The sequence below is a fragment of the Acididesulfobacillus acetoxydans genome, assembly GCF_902729405.1.
Classification (GTDB): Bacteria; Bacillota; Desulfitobacteriia; order Desulfitobacteriales; family Desulfitobacteriaceae; genus Acididesulfobacillus; species Acididesulfobacillus acetoxydans.
Window position 1 is genome coordinate 2,413,593 of the sequence record NZ_LR746496.1, and the last position, 16,284, is coordinate 2,429,876.

19 protein-coding genes and 1 riboswitch are annotated in these 16,284 nt (G+C 55.0%); of the genes, 16 read left to right on the forward strand and 3 right to left on the reverse strand.

The window, feature by feature from the left end; genetic code table 11:
- Window positions 1-53: 53 nt before the first annotated feature.
- Both MNU25_RS10650 and MNU25_RS10655 read right to left on the reverse strand, forming a co-directional pair.
- Window positions 54-593, reverse strand: a complete 540-nt coding sequence (locus tag MNU25_RS10650; protein ID WP_240985050.1) for a DUF2680 domain-containing protein — start codon at window positions 591-593, stop codon at window positions 54-56.
- Between the two features lie 260 nt (window positions 594-853).
- Window positions 854-2,029: an SAM-dependent methyltransferase gene (locus MNU25_RS10655; RefSeq protein ID WP_240985051.1), complete on the reverse strand. Its 1,176-nt coding sequence runs from the start codon at window positions 2,027-2,029 to the stop codon at window positions 854-856.
- Window positions 2,030-2,507: 478 nt separating this feature from the next.
- Here MNU25_RS10655 and MNU25_RS10660 point away from each other — a divergent pair, with 478 nt between their 5' ends.
- The 8 genes from MNU25_RS10660 (at window position 2,508) to MNU25_RS10695 (ending at window position 8,118) form a co-directional block, all read left to right on the forward strand.
- Window positions 2,508-2,855: an ArsR/SmtB family transcription factor gene (locus MNU25_RS10660; RefSeq protein WP_240985052.1), complete on the forward strand. Its 348-nt coding sequence runs from the start codon at window positions 2,508-2,510 to the stop codon at window positions 2,853-2,855.
- A 181-nt stretch (window positions 2,856-3,036) separates the two neighbouring features.
- Window positions 3,037-3,207, forward strand: coding sequence for a hypothetical protein (locus MNU25_RS10665; RefSeq protein ID WP_240985053.1), 171 nt, complete (start codon window positions 3,037-3,039; stop codon window positions 3,205-3,207).
- 268 nt (window positions 3,208-3,475) lie between these two features.
- A complete protein-coding gene (locus tag MNU25_RS10670; protein WP_240985054.1) occupies window positions 3,476-3,799 on the forward strand; it encodes a HesB/IscA family protein in 324 nt (107 codons plus the stop codon).
- Between the two features lie 200 nt (window positions 3,800-3,999).
- Window positions 4,000-4,764 carry a lipoate--protein ligase family protein gene (locus tag MNU25_RS10675; protein ID WP_240985055.1) on the forward strand — a complete coding sequence of 255 codons (765 nt, stop codon included), beginning with the start codon at window positions 4,000-4,002 and terminating at the stop codon, window positions 4,762-4,764.
- 87 nt (window positions 4,765-4,851) lie between these two features.
- Window positions 4,852-5,042, forward strand: a riboswitch (cobalamin riboswitch).
- A gap of 133 nt (window positions 5,043-5,175) precedes the next feature.
- Window positions 5,176-5,871, forward strand: a complete 696-nt coding sequence (locus tag MNU25_RS10680) for an energy-coupling factor ABC transporter permease (protein WP_240985056.1) — start codon at window positions 5,176-5,178, stop codon at window positions 5,869-5,871.
- Window positions 5,855-6,265, forward strand: a complete 411-nt coding sequence (locus MNU25_RS10685; RefSeq protein ID WP_372503585.1) for a hypothetical protein — start codon at window positions 5,855-5,857, stop codon at window positions 6,263-6,265. The genes MNU25_RS10680 and MNU25_RS10685 overlap by 17 nt, the downstream gene beginning before the upstream one ends.
- A gap of 5 nt (window positions 6,266-6,270) precedes the next feature.
- Window positions 6,271-7,050: a cobalt ECF transporter T component CbiQ gene (gene cbiQ, locus MNU25_RS10690; protein WP_240985057.1), complete on the forward strand. Its 780-nt coding sequence runs from the start codon at window positions 6,271-6,273 to the stop codon at window positions 7,048-7,050.
- 219 nt (window positions 7,051-7,269) lie between these two features.
- Window positions 7,270-8,118, forward strand: coding sequence for an energy-coupling factor ABC transporter ATP-binding protein (locus MNU25_RS10695; RefSeq protein WP_240985058.1), 849 nt, complete (start codon window positions 7,270-7,272; stop codon window positions 8,116-8,118).
- Window positions 8,119-8,324: 206 nt separating this feature from the next.
- Here MNU25_RS10695 and MNU25_RS10700 read toward each other — a convergent pair whose 3' ends face one another.
- Entirely contained in the window at window positions 8,325-9,641 is a 1,317-nt protein-coding gene (locus MNU25_RS10700) for a replication-associated recombination protein A (RefSeq protein ID WP_240985059.1), read from the reverse strand.
- A 271-nt stretch (window positions 9,642-9,912) separates the two neighbouring features.
- Between MNU25_RS10700 and MNU25_RS10705 the strand changes: the two genes are divergently transcribed.
- From MNU25_RS10705 to MNU25_RS10740, 8 genes are all read left to right on the forward strand, one after another.
- Entirely contained in the window at window positions 9,913-10,365 is a 453-nt protein-coding gene (locus MNU25_RS10705) for an RrF2 family transcriptional regulator (RefSeq protein ID WP_240985060.1), read from the forward strand.
- Window positions 10,366-10,407: 42 nt separating this feature from the next.
- A complete protein-coding gene (gene nifS, locus MNU25_RS10710; protein ID WP_240985061.1) occupies window positions 10,408-11,595 on the forward strand; it encodes a cysteine desulfurase NifS in 1,188 nt (395 codons plus the stop codon).
- 203 nt (window positions 11,596-11,798) lie between these two features.
- The gene (gene nifU, locus MNU25_RS10715) at window positions 11,799-12,179 is read left to right on the forward strand and encodes a Fe-S cluster assembly scaffold protein NifU (RefSeq protein WP_240985062.1); all 381 of its coding nucleotides are present in this window, start codon (window positions 11,799-11,801) and stop codon (window positions 12,177-12,179) included.
- Between the two features lie 3 nt (window positions 12,180-12,182).
- On the forward strand, window positions 12,183-13,295 hold the full coding sequence (gene mnmA, locus MNU25_RS10720; protein WP_240985063.1) for a tRNA 2-thiouridine(34) synthase MnmA: 1,113 nt from the start codon (window positions 12,183-12,185) through the stop codon (window positions 13,293-13,295).
- A gap of 356 nt (window positions 13,296-13,651) precedes the next feature.
- Window positions 13,652-14,143: a PRC-barrel domain-containing protein gene (locus MNU25_RS10725; protein ID WP_240985064.1), complete on the forward strand. Its 492-nt coding sequence runs from the start codon at window positions 13,652-13,654 to the stop codon at window positions 14,141-14,143.
- Window positions 14,140-14,355, forward strand: a complete 216-nt coding sequence (locus tag MNU25_RS10730; protein ID WP_240985065.1) for a hypothetical protein — start codon at window positions 14,140-14,142, stop codon at window positions 14,353-14,355. The genes MNU25_RS10725 and MNU25_RS10730 overlap by 4 nt, the downstream gene beginning before the upstream one ends.
- 36 nt (window positions 14,356-14,391) lie before the next feature.
- Window positions 14,392-14,538 (forward strand): hypothetical protein, encoded by a 147-nt coding sequence (locus MNU25_RS10735; RefSeq protein WP_240985066.1) that lies wholly within the window; start codon window positions 14,392-14,394, stop codon window positions 14,536-14,538.
- Between the two features lie 434 nt (window positions 14,539-14,972).
- Entirely contained in the window at window positions 14,973-16,004 is a 1,032-nt protein-coding gene (locus tag MNU25_RS10740) for an AI-2E family transporter (protein WP_240986803.1), read from the forward strand.
- Window positions 16,005-16,284: the final 280 nt, after the last annotated feature.

Here is a 16,284-nt window from a genome sequence, read left to right on the forward strand (position 1 = left end):
AAGCATATTCTTAAGTTAAGCCGTACATGGGTGCTTTTTTGTCGGGGCGGGGTTCACTGGGCAGCTAAGCCATTCTGGCTCGGGACGGGATTTCCTGGCGCGGAAGTACCTGCCCAGGGTCTCGCACCTCCCCAGGGTCCTGCCCCACCCCAGGGTCCTGCACCTCCCTGGGGTCCAGTGCTGCCCCAAAGACTTCGGCAAGAGCCGGGAGCAAAAGTGCCGTCCTGAATCGCTTTGAGACGGGCCTGCATCCTGTCAGTGATGGCCTGTTTTTGCGCCGTTGTCAGGGGTTGACCGCTGTTGAACCGGGGACCTAAGCCCATTCCGGGCACGGGTGCCTGGCCGTCGGCCAGGGCTTGTTCACGCAACTGTTCCCGCTGGCTAAGAAAGTCCTTGGCATCCTGACCCTGCTCATGAGTCAGCAGCCCGGCGCCGACCTCCTTGTCGACGATCTGCTGCTGAAGGCCGAACATTTGCTGCGTCAGGCCTTTGATTTGGGCTAGGCCGGATGTGTCTGTCGCTCCGAGAGCCGCTCCGGCGCCACCCACGAGGAGGACCCCGCTGAGTAGCGCAACAACCCATTTCTTCTGCATTGTCAATGTACACCTCCGTAATTGCCTCAGTAAAACCTAGAAATTTCTAACCGGGACATTGCTAATATAACCGGAAATAATGGCAAAACTGTGGCAAAGCAGGGGTTTCGCCAAATTTTTTTTGGCTGGTATCTCTTCCTGCCACAAAAGGTTGCACCCGTCAACATCGCGGGTTGTACGATACCCGAATTGGATTTGTCCATTCTGCCTATCGCCTTTAAGGTTAAAAAGCGTGGAGTGTGGGTCGCGGTTCAAGGTTGTTATTGATACATGTAATCTCGGGTCCAGGACAACTGGTTGTTGGGGCCTTTACTGAATAGGAGCTGGTGCAGATCGATATTCCCGCTGTGAAACGAAGCGGCGGCAGAGTTAAGATAGAGGCGCCACATCCGGATGAAGGTCTCATCTTTGCCTTCCCTGATCTGCGGCAAGGCCTGTTCAAAATTGTCAGCCCAATGTTCCAGCGTGCGGGTATAATGATTTCTCAGGCTCTCGGCATCGTAAAAATAAAGCCCGCAAGCTTCCATGTGCCTGATCAGTTCGGAAACTGTCGGAATATAGCCGCCGGGGAAAATGTACTTATTGATCCAGGAATTTGTGCCTCGTTCATCCCTGCCGGTAATCGTGTGCAGCAGGGAAATCCCGTTGCTTCCGAGCATGCGCTCAACGGTGGCAAAATATTCTCCCAGATGTTCTTTACCTACATGCTCAAGCATCCCGACACTGACCACCCGGTCAAATGTCTGCTCTTTAAGTTCACGGTAATCCAGCAAGTGGACGTCGACCAAATCCTTCAGGTTCTCCTGATCGATCCGGTTTTGGACTTTGTCATACTGTTCCTCACTGAGGGTGATTCCCGTCGCCTTAACCCGGTATTTTTGGGCTGCCGTCAGAATCAGTTCACCCCAGCCGCAGCCGATATCCAGCAAGCGCTGCCCTTCCTGTAAATTGAGTTTACGCAGGATAAGTTCGATTTTGTTTTTCTGTGCCTGAATTAAAGAATCTTCCGGGGACTTAAAATAGGCGCAAGAATAGGTCATGGTTTCATCAAGCCATAAACGGTAAAAATCATTGCCGATGTCATAGTGATATTGGACATTTTCCCTGCTCTTCTTAACCCCATTGGTCATAAATTTGGCCAGCCTTAGATAGGGCGGATTCTGATGCAAGAAGCTGTCATGGTTGTTATACAGGGATTCGATTACATCCCGGACACTTCCTTCAATCTCAATCCTGCCATCCATGTACGCTTCCCCAAAAGCCAGAGAAGCATCGCGGATGATCTCTGACTTGGGGATGGGCTCATGCAAGATAATGTTAAACTTCGCCTCACCTTTCCCATACAGTTCCGCGTCCCCATCCCAGAACTCCACTAGGCAAGGATCCATAAAGAGGTTTTTGAACAGATTCTTATAAAATGCCTTGTCGATATCCATGGTACCTTTCCGCCTTTCCAATGACTCGGGTGGGAGTTTCTAGGCTAACTCCCTTGCGCACAGCCGTCGCTTTGCTGCTAAAGAAAAAAGATGTTTAATAATTGAAGCCGGGGGCAAGAGATTTCCGACTGTCTCCAATTACTGGATTATACCATCATAGCATGCTGGAGTAACATTCTCAACATGGTTCACTGACTACACCCGGAACACGGATTTTAACATTACTGAGCCCGGAGGAGTTGCCTCACCTGCCCGGAACTACCGTGAAAACACGAAACACTCTGCTTCTGCTTGGCAGAAACACTATGCCTGGGGGCAGATCCGCAGTTCCGTGTTGACCCGGAAGCTTGCATTTTACGGCTCTGCATAATAATATAATTATAGAACTGCTATCGACACTGCTGTAGACAGTGCGGCTTACCATAGGGACCGTAGAGCGGAGCGGTTTGGGGAAATCCCGAAAAGAAGGTGAGTGTGCGTGCTGCAAAAATCGAGTCTGGAGGGCTTGAGTGAAGACTTCAAGGTGCTTTCAGACAAGACTCGTTTGCGAATCATCGGCCTGCTCCGGCAAAGGGAACTGTGCGTGTGTGACTTGACAGAGGTGCTGGGGATCAGTCAGCCGGGAGTCTCCCAACACATGAGAAGGTTAAAGCAGGTTGGGTTTGTCCGAGAACGCAAAGGGGGGCAATGGGTGTACTACTCTCTGAATGAAGAACACCCCTTGCTCATGCTAATTTTGTCGCAATGGCCTGCCGTTCCTGAAGATGAGAGACGTCTGATGCAAACGAAAGGATGTCGTGCGCCTCGAACGCAGGGTTCAGAATAGCCTTGAGGGAAACGCACTCATCCCCGGAATCAAATTCCGGGGTTTTCCCGCGCACGTTCTGCAAAGAGGGGGTGGGGGCCTTCTTGTGGGGGTTTCCCAATTCCTTGGTCAACCGCCGGTGGCTGGTGTTTCATAGTTCAGACAAAATCCCAGCTGCATTCTGGAAGAGAGGGCGGGGATCATGGCCGGGGCAGGCTTGCATTGTACGGCTCAGGCCCACAGAATGCCCGGAACCCTGGATCAGGGAGTCGTACGTTTCAGCCCATCGCATTATACGAACGCGGCAGGGATCGAGACGGCACTTCAGACTGTGAAGGAAGTGGCGGCAGAGTGGGGTTGTAGACAGAAATGAAGTCCCCGAAAGCAACCGAGAATCCTCTGACCTCAGTCAGGGATGGATCAAGTTCCTGACAGCTTTCCGGGAAAAAGAGGTTTACATCGGTGAATAAGTATATTACAATAAGGACATGATTGGATTTCCCGGCGTACTCAGAAGTGTGAGAGAGGATGCATTCGGGTATGCTAAAAACGGTCCACGCTGGGAGATAGTGTGTGAAGGTTCATACTTTCACCGGGAGATTTTTTTTCACAACTCGGCACAGCAAAGAGGGGGCACTGAAATGGTAAACATCACGGAGACGGCCGCTGTGAAAGTGAAAGAGGTTTTGCACCAGCAAAATCTTGATTCAGGCTATCTGAGGGTCTATATCGCAGGCTTTGGCTGAGGGGGGCCGAATTTCGGCTTGACTCTGGATGAGTCTGCAAAAGAAAATGATACGGTTGATGAAGAAAACGGGGTGAAAATTCTGTCCGCCGATAACCTGGCGCCTTATTTGGAAGGAGCGGTGATTGACTTCATAGAATCCGGCAGCGGCGGCGGTTTTCAGATCAGGACGGCGTCAACGGGTGACGGTTGCGGCGACGGCTGCGGCGGCTGCGGCTAAATGGGTTCAAAAAAGATGTCCGAAGCCTGTGGAAGGTCAGACGACATTTCGTGGCTGCCTGCTTCGGACATCGAGCCCGGGGCCTCGGGTCCCGGGCACTGACCTGGGGCGGTGAGTCTCATCTGCCGCTTCCGTCAGGGCGGTCCTGAGATGCGATTCGGTACAAACGGGATGGACGCGACGAGGTGTGATAAAAGAGGATGGACGCGACGAGGGAAAGAGCCATTTGGTTGCCCCGGCAGAGAGTAGACCTTTCTTTGGCAGCGGAGTCGGCTTGGATGGAGAAGGTTCGGGAGAGCGGTCAAGCGAGGCTCTTGCTCTGGCAAGCAGGCTTTCCCGCAGTTGTTCTCGGCCGTTCCCAAGTCATGGAGAAGGAGGTCTATGAGGAGGAATGCCGCGTTCGCGGCGTTCCTGTTTTAAGGCGGGCGAGCGGGGGTGGGGCAGTTTTTCAGATGCCCGGGGTGTTTAATTATTCCTTGATCCTGCCGGAAAAGAGCAGACTGAGTATCCGGGGCGGATTCCGTCTGGGAACAGGGCTTATCCAAGATGTGCTAAGACGTTTGGGGCTGGAGAGTGCGCTGCAGGGAGTGTCCGATGTCACGGTCGGGGGGCGCAAGATTTCAGGCAATGCTGTGGCCCAGGTCAACCGAGTTCTCCTCGTGCATGGCACTTTGCTGGCCGAAATGGATATGTCTCTGCTGGAGGCCTGTCTGCGCCGCCCCAGCCGTGAACCCGATTACAGGAAAGGCCGCAGTCATCGCGAGTTTTTAACGACTTTGACCGCTCTGCGCGGATGGGGTGGAGACTTACGGAAGTCTGCCGCTCCGGATTCATGGAAGCGTGCCATCCCGTATGAGGTGCCTACCGGCGCTTTTACGGTTGCAGGCAGCCACCTTCTTTCGCAGTTGGGGCAGCATTGTTCTGCATCAGCCGTGTCTGCGTTCAAGGATGTGTCGGTGGTCTAAAAGTTCGGCTAATGATGACCAAGAGGCGGCTTTTCTCGCTTTTCCCCCTAGGCATGGACTATGATTTATGTTATATTTTAACTAGACAATTAAATATGTGGAATGAGTGATTCTTCCCTGAGGGGAAGAGTTGAAAAGGGAAGCCAGTACAAGCTGGCGCGGTGCCCGCCACTGTGGAAGGGAGTCAACTCACAGAGTGTCACTGGGTGTTATGCCTGGGAAGACGTGCGTTGATGATGAACTTGAGTCAGGAGACCTGCTTATTCCAAAATGCCGAGAAACCTACGGGATGTTAGGGAGGGGAGGCCTGTGTTTATGGTACTGATACCGAATACCGGTTAGAACTTTACTTACCCTTCTGTTGGAGAAGGGTTTTTTTGTTGTCAAAGTTTTTTTGGAGGAGGCGTTTCAATGCACATAGAAGATGGTATTCTTTCCCCCCAAGCCTGGGGCGCCTGGTATGGAGTGACAACTCTGTTTATCATACCGGGCATCCGTGAGATCAAAAATAGAGTGAAGGAAAATCTGGCTTACAAGCCGTTCTTGGCGATGACCGGCGTAGCCGTCTTTGTCATTTCCGCCATGCACTTACCTGTGCCGGTGACCGGTTCCTGTTCCCATCCTTGCGGCACACCCTTGGCGGCGATTATTGTGGGGCCTTTTGCGACAGCGGTGATTTCTGCTATTGTGCTCTTTTTTCAGGCGATCTTCTTGGGGCACGGAGGCATTACGACGATCGGGGCTAATGATTTTTCCATGGGGATCGTAGGCGGGATTTCTGGGTACCTAAGCTGGAAGATTTTGCGGGGCCTGCGCAGTCCCATCTGGCTGGCGGCCGGGGTTGCCGGTTTTGTCGGGGATTTGATGACTTACTTAACAAGTTCCTTTGAACTGGCGCTGAGCCTGCACGGCCATGTTCCCCTGCTCAAGCAATGGATGATCTTCTTTATGGGCTACGGCCCGACCCAGTTCCCCCTGGCCATTGCCGAGGCGGTTTTTACCGCAGCGGTATTACAGGTTATGGTCAATCGCCGGCCCGACTTATTGCCGGGCGTTTTAAGAAAAGAAAGCCGCAAGGAGGAAAAAAGCGATGCCGTCCGCGTCTAACCCGCCTAATTCCGAGATGACCCCGACAGGGGTTCACCGTCCGGGTTCCCAGACCAATTCGGGTTCTGAGATCAATCCGGGCTCCGAGATCAAATGGTTCGATTCTTTTACCAAGGCCATGCTCGCCGTCATGTTTGTGCTCTTGCTTTTCATTTTTGGAGCGGGCAAGTATATGGACAGCCATAAAATGTCCGGGGGCGGAACCGACGATGTGGTCAACAATTTGGCGTCCGCCGTCTCACATACTGAGCATCATCCCTTTGTCGACCTGCCCGGGGACGCTCAGGTCGGGGCTTTTTCCGTGGCCAACTTTTTTGCCGGACTGATCGTCGGTCACCACTGGGAGAAGTTGTTCGGGAAACCCAAGCGTGATCAAGAAGAGCCCGAGGTGTAAGAAGTATGGAATTAGCGGTTCTGGATAAAATCGCTGCCGCCGACAGTCCCATGCACCGTTGGGACGGCAGAGTGAAGACGGTCTTGTACCTCCTGGCCATCATCGTGGCGACGGTTCTCACGCGTTGGTATCTGGTGGCGGGTCTCTGGCTCATGGCTTTGGCTTCTTACCGCGCTTTGAACCTGCCCTGGCGGCATCTCCTCCTCCGCCTCTCTCTTCCCTTCGGGATCGCCTGGCTGGTTTTTCTCAGCTTGATCTTTACGAACGGCAGCCGCGTTTTATTGACCGTGTCTCTGGGACCGTTAGTCCTGACAGCTTACAGGGAGGGTCTGGCGCTGGGTTTTCTCATCCTGCTGCGGATCATGGCAGCCGTCACCCTGGCGAGTGTCCTGTCACTTTGCACTCCCATGATCGAAATCCTGGAAACCCTGCGCCTATGCAAGGTCCCAAATTTAATGATTGATTTGGCAGCGATGATGTACCGCTATGTTTTTATCCTGGCGGAGACCGGGCAGAGCATGCGCAGGGCGCAGGTAAGTCGGATGGGTGAGGGCGGTTCCTGGCGGCAGCAGGCCCGGGACGTGGGCAAAGTGGCCGGCTATGTATTGACCAAATCACTGGATCGCAGTATTCGCATCTACAAAGCCATGCTCTCCCGGGGCTATGAAGAGAACAGCAAAGGGGCGGACTTTTTCACAGCTCCGATCCCCGCCGGCGACTGGCAAGCCGGTCTCTTGGGCGGCAGTTTGCTGGTGCTGCTGGTGGGCCTGAACCTGGCGCTGTGATCCGGGTTCAGGCCCGCGAAAGTCTAAAGATTCCGCGCTGCGAAACGGCCGCGGGTGCTGTTTCGACTCTTTGCGCCAGTATGACTCGGTGGCGGGGACGTCAGCGGGGATCAGCGCAGGTGGTTTTTCGATTCTTCGGCGGGCAGGGACCTCGATTGGCGGCGGTCTTCGCTATCGGCTGAACCCAGCGAGAAAGCGGGAGAGAAGGGAATTGTGTTCATGGCTTTGATTGAGGTAGCGGGTGTAGACTATATCTATGCGGACGGGCAGCGGGCGCTGAAAAATGTCAGCCTGAAGATTGACCGGGGGGAGCGGGTGGCCGTTCTGGGGCCCAACGGTGCGGGTAAGTCCACGCTCTTTCAATTATTTAACGGTCTCCTCAGTCCAAGCGCCGGCGACGTTCTGGTTAAAAACCTGTGGGTACGGAAGGAGAACTTGGCGGAAATCCGTCGCAGCGTCGGGATGGTCTTTCAGGATCCGGATGATCAACTTTTCAATTCCACCGTTCGTCAAGAGATTGCCTATGGTCTGCTGAACATGCGTGTGTCGGGGAAAGCGTTGGAAGAGGCCGTAAGCTGGGCTCTGGAAGTGGTCGGTCTGAACGGCTACGGCGGCAAAAGCCCCCACAATTTGAGCGGGGGCGAGAAGAAAAGAGTCGCCTTGGCCAGTGTCCTGGCCATGCGGCCCGAAGTTCTGGTACTTGACGAGCCTACCGCCGCCCTGGATCCCCGGGGAGTGGCCCGGCTCATCCGGCTCCTTAATTCAATTAACCGGGAACTGGGAATCACCCTCATTTTTGCCACTCATGATGTGGATATCGTTCCTCTGTTAGCGGACCGGATCTATCTCTTGAGTCAGGGAGAAATTCTCCTGGGGGGAACGACGGCGGAAGTCTTCCGCCGGAAAGAACTGATCCGGCAGGTGGACCTGCGCTTGCCCCGGGTGGCTCATCTGGTGGAATTGCTGGAACGCGAGGGGGTGTGTGCTCCCAGTGAACTGCCGCTCACGATTGGCCGGGCGAAGGGGTTCCTGACTGGGCAGCTGCGGGGAAGCGGAGGACATCTTTGATCCCGACGACTGAATCTCCCCCTGGCTAAAGCCGGCTAAAGCCAGGGGCATGCGGCTGAGCCTCTTGGTCAAACCGCGGCGGGCTTCAATCGACGACTCACTCGAGCGCTCACGACGCCGGTTAGATTGTTTATAGAACATGCCGAATGAAGTAGTTCTGCTCGCCGGTTCGGCCTGCTTTGGGAACAGAAAGTTCACGACAGTTGTTACTCGGAGTTTTCAGAGTATGGCTTTTTTTCAGGGTGCAGAAAAGTGTCTTGGCCGAGGCCCGAGGGTGTGAAAAATGTCGCGTTTGCTGCCTCGGGGGGCAAATAAGTCTGTTTTACCCAGTGTCCGGGGTAGGAGTGGGGATAAAGATAGCCCTCTCCATGCCCCATTTTTTTGGCGCCGGGATATTGGGCGTCGCGCAGATGAGGAGGGACATTTCCGGTGGGATGGGTTTTTACATAATCCAGGGCCTTATCTATGGCGGCGACGACACTGTTGCTCTTGGGGGAGGTGGCGATGGCCAGCACGGCCTGGGCCATGGGAATGCGCGCTTCCGGCAGACCCACCCATTCGAGGGCGTTGGCGGCCGCCTGGGCCTGCAGCATGGCCAGGGGGTTAGCCAAACCGATGTCTTCTGAGGCGTGGATGATGATTCTGCGCATGAGGAAACGCGGATCCTCTCCGGCCGCGAGCAGTACGGCAAACCAGTAAAGAGCCGCATCGGGGTCGGACCCGCGCATGCTTTTGATCAAGGCCGAGATCAAGTCATAATGATTATCTCCCGCCTTGTCATAGCGGATGGCCCTTTGTTGAATCGATTCCTCGGCAATTCGGAGATCGATCAGACGAACTCCGTTTGTGGGCGGGGTGGTGAGAACCGCGAGTTCCAGCGCGTTTAATGCCCGGCGCAGATCCCCGTTGGCATAATTAAGCCAATGTTCCCAGGCAGCGGGCCGAATATCTGCCTGAAAGCGGCCGAGTCCCCGTTCTTGGTCTGCCAGGGCCCTTTCTAAACCCAGGCGAATTTCCACATCCGTTAGGGTTTCCAGCTTGAAAAGACCCGAACGGCTGAGCAGGGCCGAATTGATCTCGAAAAAGGGGTTTTCCGTGGTGGCTCCGATGAAAGTAATGGTACCGTTTTCCACGGCGGGCAGGAGGGCGTCTTGTTGACCTTTGTTGAAGCGGTGAACCTCATCACAGAAGGCCAAGGTTCGCCGGCCGTAGAGGTGCAGCTGCTCGGCGGCCTGTTGAAGGATTTCCCGGATCTCTTTGATCCCGGCCGCTACTGCATTGAGACGGATAAAATCCGCCTTGGTTGTATTGGCAATGACCTGGGCCAAAGAGGTTTTCCCGCTGCCGGGAGGTCCGTAGAGGATGAGAGAGGAGACGCGGTCAGCCTCGATAGCCCGACGGAGAAGCTTGCCCGGACCGAGAATATGGCTTTGCCCCAGATACTCTGTCAGCGTCCGGGGACGCATGCGGTCGGCCAGGGGGGCGACCTGGTTCTGATCGAAAGCTGCGGAAAAGAGATCCATGGCTTTATAGCTCCTTGTCGACATGTGAATTGCGGTTATATAGACTGACGCAGGTTCGGTTTCCCAAGAAATATTTTTGGGCTTTGTGGAAAGTATAACTTTGCCGGGGTCGAGACGCAAGTCAACATGGCCCATTACCCGGTCGTTTCATGTGGAAACTCCGGGCGGTTATGATTGGGAAATCTATCTGCTATTGTGAATCCGCTGCGGCGAAGATTGTTCTTGACAAATCCCGAGTGTTTTGATAAGATTTGTGCAAGAGGTGATAGGTTTGAAGCTCTCAACGCGGGGCCGTTACGGACTTAAGGCGATGTTTGATTTGGCGGTCCATATGGGTGAAGGGCCAGTGTCCCTGAAGAGCATTGCCGAAAGGCAGGATATTTCCGAACACTATCTGGAACAGCTTATTGCCGGTTTGCGCAAGGCCGGGTTGGTGAAGAGTGTGCGCGGAGCTCAAGGAGGATATGTTTTGGGGCGCGAACCCGCCAAGATCCGAGTGGGCGATGTCATCCGCGTTCTGGAGGGCCCCATTGCCCCGGTGGATTGTGTCTCGGAAGAAGATCCCGAATGTTGTGCGAAGGCGGAGCACTGTGTGACCCGGACGATTTGGGAAAAAGTCCGGGATTCGATCTCAGAAGTCCTCGATTCCATCACTCTCGAAGACATGGTGAAAGACGCGGAAAAGATGGACACGGAACGGAAATACTATATGTATTACATTTGAATCGTCGGTGGGAATTTTCAAAGTAAACAGGGAGGAATTCGCATGCGCAGGGTTTATTTAGATCATAGTGCGACCACCCCGGTTGATCCGGAAGTCGCGTCTTTGATGATGACGTATTATACAGAGAAATATGGGAACCCGTCCAGTATCCATAGTTTTGGGCAAGAGGCCAGGGAAGCTTTGGAGAAGGCCAGGGAACAGGTGGCGGGTTTTATCGGGGCTCAGCCGGCGGAGATCACTTTTACCAGCGGCGGGACGGAAGCGGATAATCTGGCCATTCTCGGGGCCGCCGAGGCCTATAAAGATAAAGGAAAACACCTGATCACGACGGCGGTTGAACACCACGCCATCCTGGAGACCTTTGAGTTCTTAGCCAAGAACGGGTATGAACTCACGGTTTTACCTGTGGACGAAGAGGGATTGCTTTCTGTCGACGGGGTGCAGAGGGCTATCCGCCCGGATACGATCCTTCTCAGCGTCATGCACGCCAATAATGAGGTGGGAGCGATTCAGCCTGTGGCGGAAATTGGCCGGCTGGCTCGGGAGAAGGGAGTTATTTTCCACGTCGACGCGGTGCAGTCTTTAGGCAAGATACCGGTCAACGTCAACGACCTGAATGTGGACATGCTGACAGTTTCCAGCCACAAGATCTACGGGCCCAAAGGGGTCGGCGCTCTTTACGTGCGCAAAGGGATTCGCTTAGTTCCCCGCGTTTACGGGGGCGGGCAGGAGAAGAAGCGCCGTTCGGGGACAGAAAATACGCCGGGAATCATCGGCTTCGGCAAAGCCTGTGAACTGGCCCAGGCGAGGATGGCGGACGAGGCGGCAAAGCTGACTGGGCTCCGGGACAGATTGATGGATGGTATTTTGGAGCGGATTGACTTCGTTAAAGTCAATGGGCCGCGTGGTGCCAAGCGCCTACCCAACAATGTCAACGTCAGTGTTCAGTACGTCGAGGGCGAATCCCTCCTCCTAAGCCTGGACATGGTGGGGATTGCCGCTTCCAGCGGTTCGGCCTGCACTTCCGGTTCGCTCGACCCCTCACACGTCTTGCTGGCGATGGGTATGCCTCATGAAATAGCACACGGTTCCTTGCGTTTTTCTTTGGGACGGCAAAACACAGAAGAAGATGTGGACTATGTGCTGGAACAATTGCCGAAGATCGTGGAGAGGTTGCGCCGGATGTCTCCTTTGTTCGATCAGATGCAACGGGAAGCCGGAGCCAAATAGCCGGCGTTTTTAACGGAGTTGGCGGGACCGCATGGTGAACGGGTTCCTGGGTGGGGGAAAGTGCGGAGCCTGAGGACGGCGGCTGTCGCCGGTTTCCGGGAGCACAGAAAGTTCCCCGCGCCAAGTTCCTTGGCTCAAGGTTCTTTGGGTCAAAGTTCCTCGGTCTCCCCGGAATAGGAAAGTGTAGAAGGAGTGAAGCTGAGATGTATACGGAAAAAGTGATGGATCACTTTACAAACCCGCGCAATGTTGGGGAAATTCCCGATGCGGACGGGGTCGGTGAGGTCGGAAATCCGAAATGCGGAGATATCATGCGCATTTATCTGGATATAGAGGGCGACACGATTAAAGATGTCAAGTTCAAAACCTTCGGGTGCGGGGCGGCTGTGGCCACCAGCAGCATGGTGACGGAAATGGTAAAAGGTAAAACGATCACCGAGGCTTTGGACATTTCCAACGCGGCGGTGGCGGAGGCGTTGGGCGGGTTGCCGCCCAACAAACTGCATTGTTCCAATTTGGCGGCGGACGCGCTCCATGCGGCGATCAAGGATTATTACGATAAACAAGAAAAGGCTAAGGGATGATCCATGGCTCAAGCTGAGAAGACCAAAGTGATTGTCGGGATGAGCGGCGGCGTGGATAGCTCCATGGCCGCCGCTTTGCTCCTGGACCAAGGGTATGAGGTGATAGGGGTAACACTTCAGATTTGGCCATCCGGGGGTCCGGAAACGGAGAAGAGCTGTTGTTCCGTCAGCGCGATTGACGACGCCCGCCTGGTGGCCTATCTGTTAGGTATTCCGCACTATGTGCTCAATTTTCGTTCGGTTTTTGAGGAAAAAGTCGTGGCTTATTTTGCGGAATCTTATTTCCGGGGGGAGACGCCTAATCCGTGTCTGGCCTGTAACCGCGAGATCAAGTTTGGCGAGCTTTTGCGCAAAGCGCGGGGTTTGGGGGCCGAGTATATCGCCACAGGCCACTATGCCAGGGTGCAGCGCGATGCGGGAAGCGGGCGTTTCCTTTTGTTCAAAGGGGTTGACGGGCAAAAAGACCAGAGTTATGGCCTGTATGGCTTAGGCCAGGAGCAGCTTCGGCATACGCTTTTTCCCCTGGGTGAGTATCGCAAGCCCCAGATTCGGGAAATGGCCAAAGCGAGAGGGTTGGCCCGGGTGGCGGCTAAACCGGACAGCCAGGAAATTTGTTTCGTGCCGGACAATGACTATGCGGAGTTTTTGCGGCGGAGGGCGCCGGAAAAGGTGGTCCCGGGACTGTTTGTGGACAGGGAGGGCCGCCCCTTGGGAAAACACCGGGGGATCGTCCGCTACACGGTGGGACAGCGCAAGGGACTGGGTGGAACCTTCGGCAAGCCGATGTTTGTGCTCGGCTTCAATCCAGAACGCAATGAGGTGGTACTGGGCGAGGACGCGCAAGTCTATACCCCGGTCCTCTGGGCCGAAGAACTCAATTGGATTGCCTGGCCCGAAGTGCGCGAACCGGTCAGGGTCAAGGCCAAAATTCGTTATAAAGCCCCGCCGGCCCCGGCCTGGGTTATTCCCGAGGGGAGCGCCGTCAAGGTGGAATTCGACCGGCCGCAGAGGGCGGTGACTCCGGGACAGGCCGTCGTTTTCTATCGGGAGGATCTGGTTCTGGGCGGCGGAACCATTGTCTCAGACCCCCGAGGGTTGCGTCGCCGCTCAATCTGAGGTCGGGTTCTCGGGGCGGGGGTCAGTCCGGTGTCGGCTTTGCCTTTGTCTCCGGCCGGTTTGACCCGACGGGGGTGAACCTCCCGCCTCCGCTTCTGGCTGAGAGGCGGGGGGTTTCAAGTCGTATATCGCCGGAAAGCCGGAACGATCCCCGGTTCGGAAGGTCTATTGAGTCAGAAAAGGTTTGCGAGTTTTTGCCGAATATTTATTTTGGTTTTTGACCGGATTTTCAGGTTCAAAAGGCTTGTCCTTCCCCGGAAATTGCCTTAGTATGATAATGGTTAGATGCATGAATTTAAAACGGTTTGGGCATAGTACGACTAAGACTGAGAAAGAGAATGGAAAGGAAGGCCTGCATGAGGCGCGCACGCGAGATTGCCGGCTTGCCGGTTCTGGATGTGAAGAGCGGAAACCAGATTGGCTGGGTACAGGATGTCGTTTTTGACACCCGGACAGATTCGGTTTCCGGGATTCTGCTGGAAGGAGGGCATTTCTTTCATTCTTCTAAAGGTCTTCCGCGCCGCGCTTTGGCGAACATCGGCAAGGATGCCGTCACGGTGCGGGATGCAAAACTGCAGGACGTGCAGGGGAGGCTTTGGTCGGAGACGCTGGGCAGCCCGGTGTATACGGAAGGTGGAGAAACGAGGGGTAAGATCGAAGATGTCTTCTTGGATGACACAGGGGATCGTATTCTAGGATATGAAGTTTCGGATGGTTTTTTCGCCGACTTGCTCCAAGGACGGGGGACTATTCTACAGCAGCACGTTGTGGCCGACGGGGAAGACATTGTGATCGTCGATGACCAGGCAAGGCCCTGGGGTGAAAATGGAGGGGGTTCAGGATCATGAACTGTCCAGTGTGCGGAGGTCGGACTATCGGAAAAGTCGGTGTGGGTCAGTTTTATTGCTGGGACTGCTGTGTAGAATTTACCACCCAAGACGATAAGGTCGTCATCTACGATTTGGCGGAGGACGGCTCCTTGGTGGCTTGGGAAGACCCGATTGTCGGCGGGCCCGCAGACGAGGCCCTAAATGGAAACCCGGAGGCGGTCGTCGAATAAGTGTGCCGAGTAAGTCTGTCGAAGGAGGAAGAGCGTATGTCAAGACGCTGGATCAGCGGTTTGGTGGCCGGAGGTGTGGCAGGAGCTGCTTTAGGATTACTCGCGGTGCCGCGACGGACGAGAAGTTCCTGGACGCGTCAGGGCAGGCGCTTATGGACGAGGGGAAGAAAGATCTGGGGCTAGGCCGGGTCGGCCGGTCCGGGAAGCCGCAGCGGGAGGTTCGGGTGCGGCTTTGGCCGCAAGTGTTCCGGGCTGAAGAAGGCCATTCTCCGCTCGAAAGGTTCTTCGCTTAAAGGAATTAAGAAGTTACTGTTTCATGGTGAAAAGCGCGCGCCGGCGCGCTTTTTTAGTCCGCCGGAGCCGAAGGTGTTGCGACCAAGAGGCTTAGCCGCATGCCCCTGGCTAAAGCCCGGCTTTAGCCAGGGGGAGATTCAGGAGGGAGACGAGTGATTGGCTGCAAGGAACCGTTATTGTTAGGATACTGTTAAATGCTAGTAAATATATAGAAGGAAGGTTGCTCCCGCCGGAAGGTTTGGGGTGAATAGCCCGGGAATGAGCCGGATTTACTAAAACCCGAAGGTTTGGGGGAGAATAGAAGGAAAGGGGGAGTGCCGGTGTTGCGTCGGGAAAAATGGCGATGGGTCTTCTTGGCGGGAATTATTTTGGGCGGCGGCGCACTCCTCCTGGCTGTCCGTGCGGTGGTCGGTCCCTTCCTGCTGGGTTTTGCCCTGGCCTACCTTTTAAACCCTTTGGTGGAGGGTCTGGAAAGAAGAGGGGTTGGCCGCCGCTGGGCCATCGCCGTTGTCTTTGTCGCCATTGTCGGCGGGCTCATTCTGGCCGTTGTTCTCAGCTTACCGGTCTTGTACACCGAACTGGCCAAGATTGCGGCCGTCCTGCCGCGTACGATGCAGAGCCTTGACCGGTATATCCTGAATTTCCGGGGAAACCTGCGGACCTCGGGTTTGCCGGAACGGATTGCTTTGACGGTTGACCAGCACCTGGCCCAGGGGGAAGGGTTCCTTTTGGCCAAGCTGAGTTGGACTTTACGCGTCTTGCCGGACATGCTGGCATCTCTCAGCCTCTATATCCTGGCGCCGATTCTGGCCATCTATTTCTTGGCGGATTGGCGCCGCCTCGGGGACGGATTGGCCTGGCTGGTTCCCCAGCGCCGGCGGGCGGAATGGTTGAGACTCTGGCGGGATATAAACCACGTTATACGCCGCTTCATCCGGGGGAACCTGGTCGTGGCCGGAATTGTGGGGGTCTTGATTGGCCTGGGCAGTAAATTGGCAGGGATGGATTATGCCTTGCTCATCGGCTTGATCTCAGGGATATCGGATCTCATACCGTATTTTGGTCCCTTCATCGGCGCCGTGCCTGTCCTTTTACTGGCTTTGACAAAATCCCCCCTGATGGTGGGTAAGGTGGCCCTCGTCATTATCGTGGTCCAGCAACTTGAGGGGAATTTCATTTCGCCGAAATTGATGGGGGACAGCGTGCGTCTGCATCCCCTCTGGATTGTGTTTGTCCTCCTGGCCGGCGGGGAATTGGCGGGCTTCTGGGGGCTTCTCTTGGCGGTTCCGCTGGCGGCCGTTTTAAAAGTTATCCTGCGCTATCTCTATCTGCGCCTGGTCTCTCCCAGCGTCTGAAACGGCATTTGGATGCCATTGCTTCGCCGAACCGCAACCTGTCAAAGAATACTTAAGCGCTGAGGGATTCGTGCGGCGGAAAGCCGCCCGTCGACCTAGGAGCACCGGCAAGCGCAAGGATAGACGCGGGACTTTGACGTTATCCTGCGGGCCGTCGGCGCAAGAATTGACAGGCTCTTGGCTTTTCGTTATACTCAAAACCAATGGTTGTGTGATGAGCCAAGGTTTTCTTCACAAGGGTTATAAACTATAGGGTTATAAACTATCGAAGCGTCATAAG